Source organism: Pseudomonas sp. NPDC086278, from assembly GCF_050280905.1.
GTDB lineage: Bacteria > Pseudomonadota > Gammaproteobacteria > Pseudomonadales > Pseudomonadaceae > Aquipseudomonas.
Genome location: NZ_JBNNWE010000109.1, coordinates 1 through 19,802 on the forward strand (window position 1 = coordinate 1; position 19,802 = coordinate 19,802).

At 62.6% G+C, this 19,802-nt stretch carries 13 protein-coding genes; 5 read left to right on the top strand and 8 right to left on the bottom strand.

Features of this window, described 5'->3' with window-relative positions:
* Both ACQKP4_RS24840 and ACQKP4_RS24845 read left to right on the top strand, forming a co-directional pair.
* Positions 1-1,489, top strand: a 1,489-nt coding sequence (locus tag ACQKP4_RS24840; RefSeq protein ID WP_427636475.1) for a TonB-dependent receptor, incomplete at its 5' end; no start/stop codon positions are given.
* 411 nt (positions 1,490-1,900) lie between these two features.
* Positions 1,901-4,426 (top strand): PepSY domain-containing protein, encoded by a 2,526-nt coding sequence (locus ACQKP4_RS24845; RefSeq protein WP_427636477.1) that lies wholly within the window; start codon positions 1,901-1,903, stop codon positions 4,424-4,426.
* 116 nt (positions 4,427-4,542) lie between these two features.
* Here the strand turns inward: ACQKP4_RS24845 and ACQKP4_RS24850 are convergent, their stop codons facing one another.
* Genes ACQKP4_RS24850 through ptsP form a run of 3 tightly spaced genes read right to left on the bottom strand, consistent with a single transcriptional unit; the run spans position 4,543 to position 10,096 of the window.
* A complete protein-coding gene (locus ACQKP4_RS24850; RefSeq protein ID WP_427636479.1) occupies positions 4,543-6,282 on the bottom strand; it encodes a PTS fructose-like transporter subunit IIB in 1,740 nt (579 codons plus the stop codon).
* Positions 6,283-6,293: 11 nt separating this feature from the next.
* Positions 6,294-7,235 (bottom strand): 1-phosphofructokinase, encoded by a 942-nt coding sequence (pfkB, locus tag ACQKP4_RS24855; RefSeq protein ID WP_427636481.1) that lies wholly within the window; start codon positions 7,233-7,235, stop codon positions 6,294-6,296.
* On the bottom strand, positions 7,235-10,096 hold the full coding sequence (ptsP, locus tag ACQKP4_RS24860) for a phosphoenolpyruvate--protein phosphotransferase (protein ID WP_427636483.1): 2,862 nt from the start codon (positions 10,094-10,096) through the stop codon (positions 7,235-7,237). Before ptsP ends, pfkB begins: the two co-directional genes overlap by 1 nt.
* A 281-nt stretch (positions 10,097-10,377) precedes the next feature.
* Here ptsP and cra point away from each other — a divergent pair, with 281 nt between their 5' ends.
* Together cra and ACQKP4_RS24870 are read left to right on the top strand one after the other, a co-directional pair.
* Positions 10,378-11,373, top strand: coding sequence for a catabolite repressor/activator (cra, locus tag ACQKP4_RS24865; protein WP_427636497.1), 996 nt, complete (start codon positions 10,378-10,380; stop codon positions 11,371-11,373).
* Between the two features lie 3 nt (positions 11,374-11,376).
* Entirely contained in the window at positions 11,377-12,153 is a 777-nt protein-coding gene (locus tag ACQKP4_RS24870) for a TatD family hydrolase (protein ID WP_427636485.1), read from the top strand.
* Here the strand turns inward: ACQKP4_RS24870 and ACQKP4_RS24875 are convergent, their stop codons facing one another.
* The 5 genes from ACQKP4_RS24875 to ACQKP4_RS24895 all read right to left on the bottom strand — a co-directional run bounded on the left by ACQKP4_RS24875 (position 12,154) and on the right by ACQKP4_RS24895 (position 18,917).
* Entirely contained in the window at positions 12,154-12,543 is a 390-nt protein-coding gene (locus tag ACQKP4_RS24875; protein ID WP_427636487.1) for a hypothetical protein, read from the bottom strand.
* A 183-nt stretch (positions 12,544-12,726) separates the two neighbouring features.
* Positions 12,727-14,757 (bottom strand): methyl-accepting chemotaxis protein, encoded by a 2,031-nt coding sequence (locus ACQKP4_RS24880; RefSeq protein WP_427636489.1) that lies wholly within the window; start codon positions 14,755-14,757, stop codon positions 12,727-12,729.
* A gap of 512 nt (positions 14,758-15,269) precedes the next feature.
* Positions 15,270-16,106: a regulatory signaling modulator protein AmpE gene (gene ampE / locus ACQKP4_RS24885; RefSeq protein WP_427636491.1), complete on the bottom strand. Its 837-nt coding sequence runs from the start codon at positions 16,104-16,106 to the stop codon at positions 15,270-15,272.
* Entirely contained in the window at positions 16,103-16,663 is a 561-nt protein-coding gene (gene ampD, locus ACQKP4_RS24890) for a 1,6-anhydro-N-acetylmuramyl-L-alanine amidase AmpD (RefSeq protein ID WP_427636499.1), read from the bottom strand. The genes ampE and ampD overlap by 4 nt, the downstream gene beginning before the upstream one ends.
* 64 nt (positions 16,664-16,727) lie before the next feature.
* Complete coding sequence (locus tag ACQKP4_RS24895) at positions 16,728-18,917, bottom strand: DUF1631 domain-containing protein (protein WP_427636493.1); 2,190 nt, start codon at positions 18,915-18,917, stop codon at positions 16,728-16,730.
* A 284-nt stretch (positions 18,918-19,201) separates the two neighbouring features.
* On the opposite strand from ACQKP4_RS24895, the gene nadC reads away from it, so the two are divergent.
* The coding region (gene nadC / locus ACQKP4_RS24900; RefSeq protein ID WP_427636495.1) for a carboxylating nicotinate-nucleotide diphosphorylase at positions 19,202-19,802 on the top strand (601 nt) is incomplete at its 3' end.

Sequence of the window (19,802 nt, forward strand, 5' to 3'; positions counted from 1 at the left end):
CTCCATCCCGCTGGCCGGCTCGGCCGCGCGCACCAAGGCCAATCCGGACAAACCGTATTCCGGTGGCGATCACAGCAACTTCTACGGCCTGGACGACCGCGACTTCCGCAAGGGCCGCACCGACACCGCGACCTTCGCCATCGAGCACGACCTGAGCGATGCGCTGACCGTCAAGAACACCCTGCGCCACGGCACCAGCATGCAGGATTACATCCTGACCCAGCCTGACGACAGCAAGGGCAACGTCAACAATGGCAGCGTCTGGCGCCGGGCCAACACCCGCGTCAGCAACACCGAAACCACGACCAACCAGACCGATCTGTTTGGCGACGTGTACATCGCCGGCTTCAAGAACAGCTTCGCCACCGGTATCGAGTTGAGCCGCGAGGAAAGCCAGAAATCCTCGTACAACGTCAACGTCGACACCACCCCGCGCACCGCAGCGTCGACCACTAACTGCTCGCCGGCACTGATTGGCGCGCCCAGCAATTACAACTGCACCTCGCTGTCCAGCCCGACCCCGGGCGACCCGTGGAACGGTGCGATCTCGCGCAACTACGCCGGCACCGACACCACGGCCGACACGTATGCGCTGTATGTGTTCGACACCCTGGAATTGTCCGAGCAGTGGCTGGTGAACATGGGCCTGCGCTACGACCATTTCGACACCGATTACAAAAGCTACACCGCTGCCGGCGCCACCACGGCCAAGGGCGCTGACGTCAGCGAGTTCGTCACCGGTCAGTTCGGCGTGGTCTACAAACCGGCGGAAAACGGCAGCATCTATGCGTCGTACGCCACCTCCGCCACACCACCGGGCTCGACCCTGGGCGAAGGCCAGGACGGCAACCCGCTGGGCGGCACGCCGGATCGCAGCGGTAACCTGCTGAGCAGCGACATGGAGCCGGAAACCACCCGGAACTACGAAATCGGCACCAAGTGGGACTTGATGAATGATCGTCTGTCGCTGACCGCCGACATCTTCCGCACCGAGAAGGACAACGCCCGCGTCCAAGTCGACACCACGTCGTACGAGAACGTCGGCACGACCCGCGTGCAAGGTGTCGAATTGTCGGCCACCGGCAAGCTCACCGACAAATGGCAAATCTTCGCCGGTTACGCCTACATGGACAGCGAGCAAGTCGACGGCGGCCCGCTGGGCAAGGCCAACGATGGCAACGAACTGCCTAACACGCCGAAAAACAGCGCCAGCCTGTGGACGACCTATCAGGTCACGCCGAAGCTGACCATCGGTGGCGGTGCGTTCTATGTCGACGACGTGTTCGGCAGCGTGGCCAACACCACCATGGTCGACTCCTACATTCGTTACGACGCGATGGCGGCCTACAAGCTGAGCAAAAACGTCGACCTGCAACTGAACGTGCAAAACCTGACCGACGAAACCTACTACGACAAAGCCTTCTCGACCCACTTCGCCAACCAGGCGGCGGGCCGTACGGCATTGCTGAGCACCAACTTCCACTTCTGATCGAGGTGTGATGAGCTCCGTGGTGGGGGGACTTCTGTGGATGAGGGGGCTTCTGTGGCTAGGGGCTTCTGTGGCAGAGGAGTCTTCTGTGGCGAGGGGGCTTGCCCCCGTTCGACTGCGCAGCAGTCGCAAAACCTGCAATCACGGTTGACGGGAGAATTGCCGGGGCGGCTTCGCCACCCAACGGGGGCAAGCCCCCTCGCCACAGAAGCCTCCTTGCCACAGAAGACCTTTTGCAACAGAAGCCCTGTCACCACGGAAGCCCTCAGGACCGGATGCAGGCTGGAATCAGCAACAGGCCCCGTTCATCTTCATGAGCGGGGCTTTTGTGCGTAAAAAAGAATGTTTCTCGACAACCCACGGCATAATGCGCGCCGTGATGACTATTTTCGAACGAACAAGGCGAGCGACGTGTTGAAGAAAACCCTGTTCCAGTTGCACTGGTTTTTCGGCATCAGCGCCGGGCTGGTCCTGGCCCTGATGGGCATCACCGGGGCGACGGTGTCGTTTCAGGACGAAATCCTGAGCGTGCTCAACCCCTCCGTGTTGCAGGTGCAGAAGCAGGTCGCCGGCGTCCTGCCGCCCGCCGAACTGGTCGAGCGCATGGAAGCCGCCGCCGGCAAGAAAGTCTCGATGCTGACCGTCGAGACCGACAGCGGCAACGCGGGCAAGGTGTATTTCACCCCGCCACCGGGCGAACGCCGTGGCGAGATGCGCTACTTCGATCCGTACACCGCCGAGTTCATGGGCGACGCCAAGGGCCAGGACTTTTTCGGCTTTGTGCTGCAACTGCACCGCTTCCTCGCCATGGGTGATACCGGCCGCAACATCACCGGCGCGTGCACGCTGATCCTCGTCTTCTTCTGCCTGTCCGGCCTCTACCTGCGCTGGCCGCGCCTGTGGAAAAGCTGGCGGGCCTGGCTGACCCTGGACTGGAAGAAAAAGGGCCGCAGCTTCAATTGGGATTTGCACTCGGTGGCCGGCACCTGGTGCCTGGTGTTCTATCTGCTGGCGGCGCTGACCGGGTTATTCTGGTCCTACGAGTGGTACAGCAAAGGCCTGACCCGACTGCTTTCCGATGCGCCGCAAAACGAGCGCGTGCGCAATCGCGGTCCTGCACCGGCCGGCCCGGCGCCGACTGCCGATTACGCCGCGATGTGGAGCAGCATCTACAGCGCCGCCGGGCCGGGCCTGAGCGCCTACAACGTGCGCATGCCGCCGGTGGCCGGGCAACCCGCGACCGTGTACTACCTGTTGAAAACGTCGCCCCACGACCGCGCGCTGAACCAGATCACCCTCAATCCGGCGACCGGCATCGTCGCCCGTCACGACCGCTACAGCGACAAGAGCTTCAAGGCGCAACTGCTGACCAGCATTTACGCACTGCACGTCGGCAGCTACTTCGGCATCGTCGGCCGCATCATCCTGACGCTCACCGCACTGACCATGCCGCTGTTTTTTGTCACCGGCTGGCTGTTGTACCTCGATCGTCGGCGCAAGAAAAAACAGATCAAGGACGCGCGCAAAGGCCTCCAGCAACCGGACAGCGATGCGCCGGCGTGGCTGATCGGCTTCGCCAGCCAGAGCGGTTTCGCCGAGCAATTGGCGTGGCAGACGGCCGGGCAATTGCAGGCCGCCGGGTTACCGGTAAAGGTTCAACCCTTGGCGAGCGTCAGCGAACAGGACTTGCAGGAATCGAACAATGCGCTGTTCGTGGTCAGCACCTTTGGCGACGGCCAGGCACCGGACAGTGCCCGTGGTTTCGAGCGCAAGGTGCTGGGTCGCGCGTCGAGCCTGGAGCGCTTGAACTACGCCGTGCTGGGTCTCGGTGATCGCCAGTACCAACACTTCTGCGGTTTCGCCCGACGCTTGCACACCTGGCTCGGCGAGCATGGCGGCAAGACGCTGTTCGCACCGGTGGAAGTCGACAGCGGCGACCCCTACGCCTTGCGTCACTGGCAACAGCAACTCGGCTTGCTGACAGGCCAGGCGCCCGTCGACATGTGGCAAGCGCCGAGCTATGACAACTGGACGCTGACCCGCCGCGAACTGATGAACCCGGACAGCAGCGGTTCGCCGGTGTACCTGCTGGGGCTCAGCGCCCCGACCACCAGCAGCTGGCTGGCCGGTGATCTGGTCGAAGTGCTGCCGCGCAATTGCCCTTGGGCCATCGAGCATTTCCTCGATGGCTTGGGCATCGACGGCCGGGCCGTAATCACCCTCGACGGCCTGTCGCAACCGTTGGAACAAGCCCTCGCCAGTCGACAGCTACCGCAGAACCGGGCGCACCTGGTCGGCCTGCATGCGCAGGCGTTGGCGGACGCGCTGGTGCCGCTGGCCATGCGTGAATATTCCATCGCCTCGATTGCCGCCGACGGCATTCTGGAGCTGATCGTGCGCCAGGAAGTGCACGCCGACGGCAGCCTGGGCATCGGCTCTGGCTGGTTGACCGAACATGCGCCAGTGGGCGCCAGCGTCAGCCTGCGGGTACGGCGCAACAGTGGTTTTCACCTGCCGAGCGAACCGGTGCCGATGATCCTGCTGGGCAACGGCACCGGACTGGCCGGACTGCGCAGCTTGCTCAAGGCGCGGATTGCCGACGGTCAGCAACGGCATTGGCTGCTGTTTGGCGAGCGCAATCGCCAGCATGATTTCCTCTGCCGCGATGAGCTGGAAGGCTGGTTGATCGAGGGTGATCTGGAACGCCTGGACCTGGCGTTTTCCAGGGATCAGGCCGAGAAGATTTATGTGCAGGATCGACTGCGTGAGTCGGCCGGGGAATTGAAGAAATGGCTGGCTGAAGGTGCGGTCATCTACATCTGCGGCAGCTTGCAAGGCATGGCCTCGGGCGTGGACCACGTGCTCAACGAAGTGCTCGGAATAGCGGAGGTTGACCGCCTGATCGAACAAGGCCGCTACCGCCGCGACGTCTACTGACCCACCCCAATCAACTGTGGGAGCGGGCTTGCTCGCGAAAGCGGTCTGACAGCCAACATCTTTGTTGAATGTTAAATCGCCTTCGCGAGCAAGCCCGCTCCCACAGGAGTTGGGTATCAGGCGTTGACGGGCTCTACCGCCAGCTCGACCACTTCCGGGCGCTTGAGCAGCGCATACGCCACCGCTGTCAGCAGGCTCCCGGCGACAATCGCCAGCAAATACAGCAACGCGTGGTTGATCGCGTTCGGGATCGCCAACACGAACAAGCCACCGTGCGGCGCCATCAGTTTGCAGCCGAAGTACATCGACAGCGCACCGGACAGCGCACCGCCGGCAATGCTCGCCGGAATCACCCGCAACGGGTCTTTCGCGGCAAACGGAATCGCCCCTTCCGAGATGAAACACAGCCCCAGCACCAACGCGGCTTTACCGGCCTCGCGCTCGGTCTGGGCAAACTTGCGCCGGGCGATGAACGTGGCGATGCCCAAGCCAATCGGCGGCACCATGCCGGCGGCCATGGTCGCGGCCATCGGTGCATAACTCTGCGACGCCAGCAGCCCGACCGAAAACGCATACGCAGCCTTGTTGATCGGCCCGCCGAGGTCGACGCACATCATGCCGCCAAGCAGCACGCCGAGCAGAATCGCGTTGGTGGTGCCCATGCTGTCGAGGAAATGCGTGAGCCCTTCGAGCATCCCGGCCACGGGTTTGCCGACCACGTAAATCATCACCAGCCCGGTGAACAGACTCGCCAGCAACGGGATGATCAGAATCGGTTTCAGCGCCTCAAGGCTTTGCGGCAGACGCGCGTAACGGTTGATCGCCTGCGCGGCATAACCGGCGATAAAACCGGCAATGATCCCGCCGATAAACCCGGCGCCCAGCGTGCTTGCCAGCAGCCCGCCGATCATCCCCGGCGCAAGGCCCGGACGGTCGGCAATCGAGTACGCGATGTAACCCGCCAGCAGCGGCACCATCAGTTTGAACGCGGTCTCGCCGCCGATCTGCATCAGCGCCGCCGCCAACGTGCCCGGTTCCTTGAACGCAGTGATGCCGAACACGAACGACAACGCGATCATCAAACCGCCCGCCACCACCATCGGCAGCATGAACGAGACACCGGTCAGCAGGTGTTTATAGACGCCGGCTTTCTCTTGCCTGGCCGGGGCGTTGGCACCGGTCGTGGCGGTTTCCGGTTGGCCCTCGGCCAGCGCTTTGTTCAGCGTCGCCTCGGCGTGTTTCAAGGCGATGCCGGTGCCGCAACGGTAGATCTTCTTGCCGGCGAAACGCTCGGTCGCCACTTCGATATCACAGGCCAGCAGCACCACGTCAGCCTCGGCAATCGCGGCGGCGCTCAACGGATTACGCGCGCCCACCGAGCCCTGGGTTTCCACTTGCAGGTCGTAGCCCAGACGCTTGGCCGCTTGCTGCAAAGCTTCGGCGGCCATGAACGTGTGCGCGACGCCGGTCGGGCACGCAGTGATCGCGACCAGGCGCGGGGCGTTTTTCGCCGGGGCGGCAGGCTCGGCGACCGCTTGGGGCGCGACGTAAACCTGCGCCTCTTCAGCCCCGCGACGCAGCACCGCTTCTACATCTTGCAAGGCCTGCGCCGGGGTGCTTTGGAACACCCGCTTACCGACAAATCGCGACAAGTCCACCGCCCCGCTGCTGACCAGCAACACCCACTCGGCCGCCGCAATCGTGGCCGCCGACAACTGGCGTTCCGGGTGCGCGGCATCCACCACTTCGACACTGGTGCTCCAGCCCTGACGCTGAGCGGCGGCATCCAGCAACCGCGCGCACAGCACACTGGTGACCATGCCGTTCGGGCAAGCCGTAACAATGGCTAACTTCATGACAATCCCTCTTATTGTTCTGTCAGGAGGCGCACGCGCACACCCTGTTCGAGCCGCGCCAGGTGCGCCGCATCGCCAATGCCGAAACCGATCTGGGTGACCGCCATGGCGGCAATCGCCGTGGCCGTGCGCAGGGTTTGTTCAGGGGTGTCGGCACTGAGCAAACCATGGAGCATGCCGGCCAATAACGAATCGCCCGCGCCCACCGTGCTGGCGACGCTGACCTTGGGCGGCGTGGCGTGCAGCGCCGCGCCGACACTGAACCAGTTCACGCCATCGGCACCGTGAGAAATCACCACATGCTCGATCCCCTGGGCGTGCAATCGACTCGCCTCCTGCGCCTGCGCCGCCAGCGAAATCACCTCGCAACCGAGCGCATCGGCGAGTTCTTCGGTGTTCGGTTTGATCAGCCACGGGCCGGACTTGAGCGCCGCTCGCAACGCCTCACCGCTGGTGTCGAGGGCGACTTTCAGACCCAGGCTTTTCAAACGCAGGATCAATGCCTGTAACCACTCGGGACTGATGCCTTGCGGCAAACTGCCGGCGACGACGACGGCATCGTGGCCGGGCGCAATCTGCTCCAGTCGCTCCAGCAACGCCTGCTGCGCTGCCGCACTGACCTGCGGGCCCGGGCCGTTGATGTCGGTGATGCGTCCGTCGCTTTCGGCCAGTTTGAGGTTGCTGCGCGTCTCGCCCGGAACGCGGAGGAAGGCGTCGACAAACCCGCGTTTGGCAAACAAGGTTTCGAACGCTTGAGGGTTGTCCTCGCCGAGGAAGCCGCTGACCGTCAGTTGATGCCCGAGGTCCGCCAGCACTTGCGCCACGTTCACGCCCTTGCCGGCGGCGTGGGTGTGCATCGCGTCGCTGCGATTGACCTGACCGGCGTCCAGGCGCGGTAACTGGACGGTGAGGTCCAGCGCGGGATTGAGGGTCAGCGTAAGAATTCTGGCCATTACAGGGCCTCCACGAGTGCGCGCACTTCATTCGCGCTGCCCACGGCCAGCGCCTGGCGGGCAAGGATTTGCACCTGGGTCAGGCTGAGTTCGCGGATGCGCGCCTTGACCTCGGCAATGCTGCGACCGGACACGCTCAGCTCATCGACACCGAGGCCGACCAGCACCGGCACCGCCAGCGGATCGGCCGCGAGTTCGCCGCACACGCCGACCCATTTGCCGTTGGCATGGGCCGCGCGCACGGTGAAGTCGATCAGTTGCAGCACCGCCGGGTGCAAGCCGTCAGCCTGGGCCGACAAGGTCGGATGACCACGGTCGATGGCCAAGGTGTATTGGGTCAGGTCGTTGGTGCCGACGCTGAAAAAGTCCACTTCCCTGGCCAGCACCGGCGCCAGCAATGCCGCCGACGGCACTTCGATCATGATCCCCAGTTGCAAATCAGCCACCGGGATTTTCCGACGCAGTCGCTCGGTCATGTCCCGCGCCTGGCGCCACTCGTCGACGCTGCCAACCATCGGAAACATGATGCGCAGCGGACGGTTGTCGGCGGCACGCAGCAAGGCGCGCAACTGCGCTTCCATGATTTGCGGACGTTGCAGCGTCAGGCGAATGCCGCGCACGCCGAGGAACGGGTTTTCTTCTTTGGCGATAGGCCAATACGGCAGCGGTTTGTCGCCGCCGACGTCGAGGGTGCGCACCACCAACGGTCGACCGGCGAGGCCATCGAGCACGCGGCGGTATTCGATTTCCTGGGTCGCTTCATCCGGCGCTTGCGAGTGCGCCATGAAAATCAGTTCGGTGCGCAGCAGGCCGATGCCTTCGGCGCCCTGCTCCACCGCGCGGATGACACCCGCGCTCTCGCCAATGTTGGCGAACACTTCGACCGCATGGCCATCGGTGGTCAGCGCCGGTTGATGGCGTTGCTCACTCGCCGCTTTCAAGCGCAGCTCGCGGGTGTCGCGCTCTTCGGTGGCGCGCTGCAACGTCGCGGCATCAGCATCCACGTGCAACCGTCCGCGCTGGCCATCAATCAACAACGGCATGCCCGGCGCCAGCAGCAACACCGCCGCACCGGCGCCGACCAGTGCCGGAATCCCCAGCGCACGGGCGACGATGGCACTGTGCGCGGTTGCGCCGCCACGGGCCGTGAGTATGCCGGCGACGCGGGCCAGGTCCAGCCGCGCCACGTCGGACGGACCGACCTCGTCCATCACCAGAATGTACGGCTGATCCGGTTCGCTCGGCGTTTCGACGCCACGCAATTGCGCCAGCACGCGACGACCAATGTCGCGCAAGTCGGCGGCACGTTCGGCGAGCAAGGCGTCCTGCAGCGATTCCTGTTGTCTGGCCGCCGCTTCGATCACCGCCATCCACGCCGCTTCGGCGCTTTCGCCCTGCTTGAGGCGGGTGTCGACTTCATCGGTCAGTTCCGGGTCGTCGAGCATTTCCTGGTGCGTGATGAAAATCTCGCGAATGGCGTTGGAGGTGCTGCGCGTGATCAGGCCTTCGATGTCACGGCGCACGTCCGCCAACGCGTGCTTGAGCCGCTCGCGCTCGATGGCGGCGGACTCACCGCGCAGCGGGTATTCGATGGTTTGCAGCACCTGGATGTGCGCCGGGCCGATGGCGATGCCCGGCGCGGCGGCGATGGCTTGCAGCAGACTGCCGGATTTCGGTGCGAGCAGCACCTCAGCCACATCGGCAATGACTTCGCGCTGCTGGCTCACGGCCGGCAACGGCTCGACTTCTTCGCCGAGGCCGGCTTCGACGGCGGCCAGCAACGCCGGCAAGGCATCGGCGGCGCTGCTCGGTTCTGCGATGAATTCCAGCACCTGACCACGACGGGCGCCGAGGCTGAGCAGTTTGCTCAAGCTCTTGACCGACACCGCGCTGTCCTGACCGTCGACGATGCGCACGCGGATCTCGCCGTCGAAACTTTTCGCCAGTTGCGCGAGGATCTTCGCCGGCCGTGCGTGCAAGCCGTGGGCATTGGCCAGGGCGATGCGCGCGCTCGGCCAATCCGCCGGCAGTTCGCCGCCCAGCACTTCGAGCACCTTACGGCTGCTGGTGGCGCGGCCCAGTTCATGGCCGCGCCCTTCGATCAGCAACGCACACAAGCGTTCGAGCAACGCTTGATGCGCCTCGCCGAGGCTGGCCAGGCAGAACAGACCACTGAGCGGCTGGCCGAGGTAGCGCATCGGTTTGTCCGGCGTGACAAAGGCCAGGCCCGGACGCTTCACGGTTTGCTCGCTGTGCAACCACCACAAGCCATCGCCCAGCGGCAGCGCTTCGACTTGTTGCAGCACGGCGGCGAAACCGTTGCTCACGCAATCGGCCTGGCGCAGCAGACGCGCGCCGCGCCAGACCAGTTCTTCAAAGTCGTCGGCCGACACGCCGAGGCCGATCATCTGCGCATCCAGCGCCAGTGCCTGTGGCGCGCCTTGCAACAGTTTGAGCAAGGCTTCTGCGGAACTGGCGCGGCGCAAGGCCTGGCCCAGATCGGTCTCGCCGAGGGCGCGGGTCAACAGTTGCAGGAGGCGCAGATGTTCATCGGACTGGGCGGCGATAGCGATTGCGAGGTAAACGATCTGGCCGTCACCCCAATCCACTCCGTCGGGAAACTGCATCAGCCGCACGCCGGTGGCAAACACCTGGTCGCGGGTTTCAGGCGTGCCGTGGGGGATGGCAATACCTTGACCGAGAAAGGTCGAGCCCTGGGTTTCACGCGCCTGCAAACCGGCGAGGTATCCGTCGGCGACCAAGCCATCGGCAACCAGGTGCTGGGCCAGCAACTGCAAGGCTGTGCCCTTATCCACGGCCGATTGGCCCATGGAAATCTGCTCTACGGTGAGCTCGAGCATGCTTTCTCCTTTTTGGCGCCTGTGGACGCCAGGTATTGTTTTGAATGAATCAGCTTAGGCGCTTAAGCGGCACTTTTGGCGGTTTCACGGCAGAACCGGCCAAATGCACCTATAACGCAGAAAATACGCCTGCTGAAACGTTTAATCTAGAATGTTTCGTACGTTACTCGATTACGCCCCCTCGTTGAAGCCCAAAGTGCCGGATACGCGAACGCCATCGTCGTCTGCCTGATCGGTTAGGATTGGCGCCAATGTCGGCCGAAAAACAAGGAACTCCCGAGTTGAAACTCAGTGATATCGCCCAATTGGCCGGTGTGTCCGTGACCACCGCCAGCTATGTCATCAATGGCAAGGCCGAACAGCAACGCATCAGCAGCGCCACCGTCGAGCGCGTGCGCGCCGTCGTCGAACAACACGGCTTTACGCCCAACCCGCAGGCGGCCGGGTTGCGCAGTCGGCATACCCGCACCCTGGGTTTTATTCTGCCGGACCTGGAAAACCCCAGTTACGCGCGAATTGCCAAGCTGCTGGAGCAAGGGGCACGGGCCCGTGGCTATCAGTTGCTGATCGCCAGTTCCGACGATGCACCGGACAGCGAACGGCAATTGCTGCAACTGTTCCGCGCCCGCCGTTGCGACGCCTTGATCGTCGCCAGTTGCCTGCCGAGCGGCGACGACAGTTATCGCCAGTTGCAGGCCAAAGGCATTCCGATCATCGCCATCGACCGGGTCATGGAGCCTGAGCATTTCTGCTCGGTGATCAGCGACGACCGCGAAGCCAGCCGGCAACTGACCCACAGCCTGCTCGAGCCGTTGCCCAAGCAGATTGCACTGATCGGCGCACGTCCCGAGTTGAGCATCAGTCAGGAGCGCGCCGCCGGGTTCAAGGAAGCGCTGGCCGGGTTCAACGGCGAAGTGCTGATCGAACACGGCGAGTCATTCAGCCGCGAGTGCGGCAAACAACTGATGGAAGAATTGCTTCAGCGCCTGGGGCATTTGCCCGACGCGCTGGTAACCACTTCCTACGTGCTGTTGCAGGGTGTGTTCGACGCACTGCACGACTTCCCGCTGAAATCCCGCCCGCTGCGCCTCGGTACTTTCGGCGATACGCAGTTGCTGGACTTCCTGCCGTTGCCGGTCAATGCGATGGCGCAGCAACACCAACTGATCGCCGACAAGGCCCTGGAGCTGGCACTGGCCGCCATTGAGCAGTCCGATTACCAACCCGGCGTGCAGGCCATCGCGCGGACCTTCAAGCAGCGTATTCGCCAGGACTGACCCGTGGAGCTGATCGACAGCCACACGCATCTGGATTTTCCGGACTTCGACGAAGATCGCCCGGCGCTGCTCGCTGAAAGTCGCGCGCTCGGGGTGCGGCGGATGGTGGTGCTGGGGGTTTATCAGGGCAACTGGCAGCGGGTCTGGGATTTGGTGCAAAGCGATCCGGACCTGCATGCGGCGTTCGGTCTGCACCCGGTTTATCTGGATCAGCATCGGCCGCAAGATTTGCCCGAACTCGGTGATTGGCTGAGTCGCTTCAACGGTCATCGACAGCTGTGCGCCGTGGGCGAAATCGGCCTGGATTACTTCATCGACACCCTCGACCGTGAACGCCAGCAAGCGCTGTTCGAGGCGCAACTGCAACTGGCGGCGGATTTCAATCTGCCGGCGTTGATTCATGTGCGGCGCAGCCACGCGGCGGTGATTGCCACGCTCAAGCGCTTCAGGTTGAAACGCGCGGGCATCATTCACGCCTTCGCCGGCAGTCAGGAAGAGGCCCGCGAATACATCAAGCTCGGGTTCAAACTCGGTCTCGGCGGCGCCGCGACCTGGCCACAGGCGTTGCGCATGCACCGGGTGCTGGCCGAGTTGCCGCTGGCGTCGGTGGTGCTGGAAACCGACTCGCCGGACATGGCGCCCGCCATGTTCGCCGGTTTACGCAACAGCCCGGCGCACCTGCCGGCGATCTGCTCGGCGCTCGCGCAGATCATGGCGATCAGCCCCGCGCAATTGGCGGCGGCGAGCACGGCCAATGCCTGTGAGCTGTTCAACTGGTAGTCAGTCGACGTGGGCCTTGGCGGCCTCCAGAACCAGGGTGATGTGCTGCCGGTGTCTGGCGAACTGAATGACCGCGCAATAGAACAGAATCGCGATCAGCGAAAAATTCAGCTGCTCGACGACGCTGAGGATGCCAACCCATTCCATCACCAGCGCCACCAGCAACGCCGTGCACACCGTCACCCGGGTGCTGGCGCGCAATAACGTCAGTGAATCAAGAGACTTGAAGCGCTTGATCTGTTTCGGATCGCGCAGCTGCAAGGCTTTATGGCACTGGGAACAGGCGAACGATTCGTCGATGGCGATAGCGTTGAGCTGCCAGGGTTCAAGCAACCGCGTACTTCCGCAGTGCGCGCAGTGCCCCTGGACTCCAGTAGTTGCGACAGACATAACCGCGCCTCCTCAGGGCAGGTCAGAGTGCTTGATCATCCTTGATTGAAGACCAAATACCAGCGGCCGTAGAAAATCAGGAAACAGCTGACTTCAGTCGAAAACAAATACTACAGACTGTGCGCAAAAAAACGGTGGGAGCGCCGGTGCGAGCAAGCCCGCTCCCACCTTTCGGGTGAGTTTTCAGACACGGAACGCGCTGATCAGTTGTTTCAATTCCACCACCTGGGCCGACAACGCGCGGCTGGCGTCCTCAGTCTGATGCGCCCCTTCAGCGGTGCGTTCACCCGCGCGGTTGATCTCGACAATGTTCTGGTCAATGTCATGCGCCACGGCGGTCTGCTGCTCGACGGCGGCAGCAATCTGTTGGTTCTGGTCGACGATCATGCCGACCGCGCCGAGGATATTTTCCAACGCCTGCTGGACCTTTTCCGACTGCCCGACCGTGCCGTCGGCCATCTGATGGCTGACGCCCATGGCTTTCACCGCTGCACCGACGCCGCTGTGGAGCTTGGCGATCATCTGTTCGATTTCTTCGGTCGATTGCTGGGTGCGTTTGGCCAGGGTCCGGACCTCGTCGGCCACCACCGCGAAACCTCGGCCTTGCTCACCGGCCCGAGCCGCTTCGATGGCCGCGTTGAGCGCCAGCAGGTTGGTCTGCTCGGCGATGCTCTTGATCACTTCCAGCACGCGACTGATGGATTGGCTGTCGCTGGCCAATTGATTGATCACCAACACCGACTGATCGATCTCGCTGGCCAGTGCCGCGATGCTGCCTTGCTGCGATTCCACCAGCCCGCGACCGCTGATGGTTTCGTCGTTGACGCTGTGGGCGCTGCTGACCGCCGCGGCGGCGCTGCGTGCCACTTCGAGGGAGGTGGCCGACATCTGGTTCATCGCCGTAGCGACTTGTTCGATCTGCGAGCGCTGCCCCGCCACGGCCTGGTTACTTTGCGCGGAAACAATTTCAACCTGCCCGGCCTGGCGCTCGACCTCGTTGACGGTCTGGCCGACGCGTTCGATCAGGTCATGGATTTTCTTCACGGTGCCGTTAAACACCTCGCCCAATTCGCCCAGTTCATCGCGGCTTTGTGCGCGGAAGTTCACGGTCATGTCGCCCGCCGCGACTTTATCCATCATTGCGCCAAGGCGTTTGAGGGTGGTGCGGGTCGAGGCGTAGAAGCCGCCGTAGAGGTAAAAAATCAGCACGAACACCACCGACAACGCCACGGCTTGCAGGACCATGTGCGTACGGTTTTGCTCCAGCCGCTGCTGCAACTGGGTGCCGAGAAATTTCAGGGTCGCGTCGTTGAGTTGGTAAGTCTGGTCCATCAGCGCGGTGACGTGATCGTAAAAACCCTGCCACGGCGCATCGAGCGTATCCGCCATCACCACCTGCTCTTCGAACAGCTCACTGGCCTTTTTCAGCGACGCCTTGCTGCCATCGGCCGTAGCCGCCAGGGCTTCGTGCGCCGCTTTGCTGGAGCCCAGGGCGTCCTGCAATTTCAGCGCGTATTCGCCCTGGAGCTTCTCGATCTGCGCCAGCAACTCGTCAAAACGGGTGCTCGACGCCGAATTGAGAAAGCCCTGCCCCAGCGACAACGAACCCATCGCCCGGCCCTCGCCCAGCATCTGCGTGACAGCCGGCGTGACGCTGGTCAGGAGTTCGCTGAGTTGGCGCATGTCGCTCTGGCTGTCGCGACTCAAACCGGCCTGAGTGGCGATGATCTGGCTGAGAATCTGCGCATTGCCGAGCAATTTGCCGATCATGCCACTTTTGCTTTGCAAGGATTTTTCCGCTTGCTGGGCCTTGAACGCGGCAATCATTTCATCGCGTTTGCCATCGAACACCTTGATCTGCTCCGGGTCGATGGTCATCGCGGTCAACCCTTGCAAACGGGCGAGAACGCCTTGCTCCAGCGTGGTGATCGTCGACTCGATATTGCCGGCCTTGCCCGACTGGCCAAGCGTGACGTTGATCTGCACCTGGTTGTTCAGGGTTTCCAGATCGCGACGCAAGGTCAGGCTGCTGCCCAGCAGATCAAGGCTTTGCAGTTCGACCTGGGTGCCCTGGAATTCACGATAAGAGTCGCGCACCAGATAGAAGTTGGTCACCAGCATCGGCACCAGGAACAACACGCTGATCAGGCTGAACTTCATGCCGAAGCTCAGGCGGTTCATTAGCGCAACGGCGGGATAGAGCAAGCTCTTCACTGTGAAGTCTCCCTTGGAATTCTTATTTTTATTGGCAGGCGCAGGTCGACGGCAGATAGCCACTATTCGGCGCTATCTCTGTATAGCTTAAATCGGCGGGAGGTTTTGTAACTTAAGGTTAACGGCGACAGCAGGGGTCTTCGGGGGACTTCTGCGGTCAGGGGGCTTCTGTGGCGAGGGGGCTTGCCCCCGTTCGGCTGCGCAGCAGTCGTAAAACCTGCAATTACGGTATTAGGGGAGAATTGCCGGGGCGGCTTCGCCACCCAACGGGGGCAAGCCCCCTCGCCACAGAAGCCCTATCACCACAAAAGCCCCATCACCTATAGAAGCCCCTCACCACAGCAGGCATGCCCCATCACCAACAGAAGCCCCATCACCACAGCAGGCAAGCCCCATCACCAACAGAAGCCCCCTCACCACAGCAGGCAAGCCCCATCACCAACAGAAGCCCCATCGCCACAGCAAACCAGTCACCTCACCACAGACAAGCCCCTAACCACAGGTTCTACAACTCAAGGAAGTACCGTCCACAGGGCGAAACCGGCGTACCAGAGCACCGCGGCGCGCAGCAACAGTTCCCAGATCTGGTCGAGGCTGTTGATGCCGTCGGGGCCGACCACGGGCGCCGGGATTTCACCGGCGACCAGCCCGACCTTTTCGATCAATTGGGCGGCGCTGATGTTCCAGTTCAACAGTTCATGCAACATCACGCGGCTGACTGCCACAAAGTTGCCGACCAGCGCCAGGCTCGCGGCCAGCAAACGCACGGGCACCCAATCGAAGGCGTGGCGCAATTGTGCCGCGCGCTCGACCACCGCCGGGTTTTGACTGTGCTCTTCGGCCAGCGCCAGCAAGCGATAGCTCAGCGCCGCCACCGGCCCCAACAGGAAGTACCAAAAGATCACCGCAAAAAAGCTCTGATAAGCCTCCCACAGCAGATGCCCTTGCACCCGCTCCAGCAGCTGTTCGCCGCTGTCGGCGCAGATACCCAGGTCGCGGCTCGCGACATGGGCGGCGGCTTGCAGGTCTTCCCGTCGCCAGGCATCGCGAAACGGTCCGAGACCGGCCAGCAGGTCGCCGCGCCCCAGGCTGTAAATCACCACCAGCAGATGCACCGGCAACGCCAACAGCCCGTAGGCCACCGGTTCCAGCACCACCAACAGCAAACCCAGCAGCGCCACCGGCAACAACACCAGCACCAGCAATATCAGCCACGGCCGATTGGTCAGACGCGGGTTGGCTTCCAGCTTGTGCAGCTCACGCACCCAGCCGCCGTCACGTTGAACCCGATGACGCAAGGCCGAGAACTTCTCGATCCAGACCGCCAACAGCAACACCAGAAAACTCATTGTTGTTCCTCTTGTTGCAGGGCCGCGCGATAACGTGCCCAGTCGAATGCCGGCCCCGGATCGGTTTTGCGTCCGGGGGCGATGTCGCTGTGCCCGCAGATGCGCTGTGCGGTGATGCCCGTGAAGGCGCTTTGCAGCTGCCGGGTCAGGGCCGTCAACGCGTGATATTGAGCGTCGGTGAACGGCAGATCATCCGTGCCTTCCAGTTCAATGCCCACGGAAAAATCATTACAGGTTTCTCGCCCATCGAAACTCGACACCCCGGCATGCCAGGCACGCTCAAGACAGGAGACAAACTGTGTGACGTTGCCGTCACGTTCGATCAGAAAGTGCGCAGACACCCGCAGGTCAGCAATCCCTTCAAAGTAGGGATGCTCCGTGACATCCAGGCGATTCTGGAAAAATTCCTGCACCTTGCCGGTGGCGAACTGCGCCGGCGGCAGACTGATGTTATGGATCACCAGCAGGGAAATTTCATCCGAGGGGCGCGCATTGAAGTTGGGCGAAGGGCATACGTTTACGCCCTGACACCAACCGCTCGCGGGGTCCAACTGCATACAGGTTCCTTCAACGACGACTGTGTTGGCGCCCAGTATGCCGCGATAGGCCCTCGCGACGCGATCACTTGCCGCGATTGAGCCGCCGCAGATTGCCAAGCACCGATTCCAGCGCCCGGTCGAACAACAAGGTGTTGTCCAGCGCTCGCACCGCGCCACGGCGGAACTCAAGGGCCAGCCCGATACGATTACGCTCCAGCACTTTCATGCCGGTGCGGTCGACAAAAATGTATTTGCCGCTGGCCTCGATGATCGCCGCGAGCTTGCAGCGCAGGGTATTTTCATCGTCTTCCTGAAACTCCACCCAGCAGCCCGGCCGCAGTTGATCGACCTGAAGCAGTCCGGCGTCGTCGGCCGGCAACCGCTCCGCTTGCGTGTCGACGAGCCCTTCGTCGGCGGTGCGCAGAAGAATTTCCTCCAGCACTTCAACCATCACCGGCTGCTCGGGCAACTGCTCCCGGCGTTCGAACAGCTGAACGTGCAAGCTTTCCAGCTCGCTGAAAAACTCGCCGGTGGCGAACGGATCGAACGCCGAACGGCTCAGCCCGTCGCGCAACGACTTGAGCAAACCCGGCACCAGGGCCAGCAGACGCTGGCCAGCATCGGGATCGTCATGGCGCTGCACGCTCCAGATCAATTGCTCCATGGTCTGCACATCGGCCTGCCATTCGGCTGACGAGTCTGCGTGTTTGAGGCCGGTCAGCAACAGCACTTTGCTCCAGGCCTGCTCGACGAAAACCACTACCGCCTGGGGCAGTACTTTGCCCAGCAACGCCTGGTTCAGCACTTGCTCGACGCGCTGGCGCGCCAGCTCGGCTTTGGCGCGCCCTTCTTCAGCGTCGCGGGTGCGCTGTTCCAGCAACTCACTGCGGCGGCGCTCATCGCTGGTGAAGGCGAGAAAATCCGCGAGCAACTCGGAAAAGATCGCCGGGTCGTCAGCAAAGTCGTTCAACAGACGCTGCACGACTTGCTCGATGCGCAGGTACAGGCTGTCGCGCTCATGATCGTCGCATTCGCCCCATCCCGTGGCGGCGGCGGCGATTTCGTTGAGCAGGCGCCGCGCGGGGTGGCTGCTGCGACTGAAGAAACTCTTGTCGAGCACCGCCACCTTCAGCATCGGAATCTGCAAACGGCCGATCAAGGCTTTGAGGGAGTCCGGTAAATGGCGGTCATCGAGGATGCACTCGAAAAGCATCGCGATCAGGTTGATCACGTCCTCGTCCGCCACCCCGACCACCCGCGACTTGCCGCTTTTGACACTCACCCGCGTCAGCAGCTGTTCGAGCTGATTACGCAGATCGAAATCATCCTGGGCCGCAGGTGCCGGCACGTATTGCTGCAAGTGCGAGAGCAGGCGCAGCAGGTCGCGGGTAGAGATAGGTTGAGGTCGGGCGCTGGCTTCGAGGGTCGGCGCAACGCTGCCGCGTACGTGCAGCAGCAATTCCTGCAACGCCGCAAACACTTCCTGGACGCCGTCATCCATGGGCGCGCCCGCGTGGACGCTGACCTCGACGGGGTTCGAGCAGGCGCTGGCCGCCACTCGATCGGTCGCACGGCGAGCCGGCGCCGGCTTCAGGTCGGGCAGCACACCGGTGGCGATCAGCAGTTGATTGGCTTCGGCGTACACCTGATCGGCGCTGCTGAGTACGTAGCGGTCGAACAGTTTGAGGAGGATCAGTTTGACCTTGATTTCGACGCCCAGATTGCGCCCGGCCTGCAGGAAGTAATCGCAGAGCATCGCCGGCCCCAAGGGGTTGTTCGAATCGTCCAGCGAGCGCCCAAGCAGTGCGCTGAGTCGCGCGCTCAGTTGGCCAAGCGCGAAACCGTCACGACTGAGCACTTTATTGACCATCGCCTCGATTGCCACGCTGCGCTCCATGTCGTCACGGGGCAGCGGCGGCGAGTCGTCGAAAACCTCAGGCAAGGCAGACTTGGGGCCTTCGTACTGAGTGAGGCGGATAAACGCGTCGAAGAGATGCTCAAGAAAACCGCGCTCGATGCTTTTGCGCTTGAGGCGCAAATCACGCATGGCTTCGAAGAAGAGGTTCTGGTCGACGTCAGTCCGCGCCCGGTCGGCCATCTCGAACAGGGTGTCATCGGCGTTATCGAACAGCGCCTGCAAACCGTGGCGCAGCTGCTGCGCCGCCTTGTCGCGGACCTGAAGCAGAATCACAGGCAGGCGGGCGAGCGGCGAGTGAGTCGCCTGGTCGGTAGCGGCCTTGTGCAAAGGCACTACATTCCCGTCGTTGTGCATCCAAGCCTCCTGAAACGGTGATTCGGCGAAGGGACGTCAACCCGAAAACACGTCAAAGCCATGACGTCAAAAGCAAGGCGAATTATCTTGCAAAAGCGGGCTCTTTTGCCAGAAGACTCTGTGCCGGTATTGAAATAGACGCTTGGGGAACACACCAATTCAGGACCGCCGACTCAAGCGAATCGACCAAATGCAGGTTTGCAGATCACACGAACGCCTCTGACGCCTTGGGTTGCCCCGCGCCATGGCCCTATAATCGGGCCACTTTGTTTGTGGAGTCCGTTATGCCCAATCTTCGTCTCGCCGACCTGACCGCCGAAATCGAAGCCAACGTGCGCCGTGCGTTGCTCGAAGACATCGGCAGCGGCGACATCACCGCGCAACTGATCCCGGCCGAGCGCCTGGCCAAAGCCACCATCATTACTCGCGACAGCGCCGTCATTGCCGGCACCGCGTGGGTTGACGCGGTTTTCCGGCAGCTGGACCCACGGGTTGCCGTGCACTGGCAGGTGAGCGATGGCGAGCGGGTAAAACCCAATCAAGCGCTTTTTCATCTCGAAGGGCCGGCGCGCTCATTGCTGACTGGCGAACGTTGCGCGCTGAATTTCCTGCAATTGCTCTCGGGGGTGGCGACGCGCGCGCAGTACCTGGCGGACTTTGTGGCCGAGACTCAGGTGAAGCTGCTCGACACTCGCAAGACCCTTCCCGGCCTGCGTTTGGCGCAGAAGTACGCGGTCACTTGCGGCGGTTGCCACAACCATCGCATCGGCCTGTATGACGCCTTCCTGATCAAGGAAAACCATATCGCCGCGTGCGGTGGCATCCCTGAAGCCATCAACGCTGCGCACAAGATCGCTCCGGGCAAGCCGGTCGAGATTGAAGTGG

Excerpts from the sequence above, each read along its gene's own strand:
- ACQKP4_RS24850 (WP_427636479.1), bottom strand. The coding sequence starts at position 6,282 with ATGAAGTTAGCCATTGTTACGGCTTGCCCGAACGGCATGGTCACCAGT.
- pfkB (WP_427636481.1), bottom strand. The coding sequence starts at position 7,235 with ATGGCCAGAATTCTTACGCTGACCCTCAATCCCGCGCTGGACCTCACC.
- ptsP (WP_427636483.1), bottom strand. The coding sequence starts at position 10,096 with ATGCTCGAGCTCACCGTAGAGCAGATTTCCATGGGCCAATCGGCCGTG.
- ACQKP4_RS24875 (WP_427636487.1), bottom strand. The coding sequence starts at position 12,543 with ATGTCTGTCGCAACTACTGGAGTCCAGGGGCACTGCGCGCACTGCGGA.
- ampE (WP_427636491.1), bottom strand. The coding sequence starts at position 16,106 with ATGAGTTTTCTGGTGTTGCTGTTGGCGGTCTGGATCGAGAAGTTCTCG.
- ampD (WP_427636499.1), bottom strand. The coding sequence starts at position 16,663 with ATGCAGTTGGACCCCGCGAGCGGTTGGTGTCAGGGCGTAAACGTATGC.
- ACQKP4_RS24895 (WP_427636493.1), bottom strand. The coding sequence starts at position 18,917 with ATGCACAACGACGGGAATGTAGTGCCTTTGCACAAGGCCGCTACCGAC.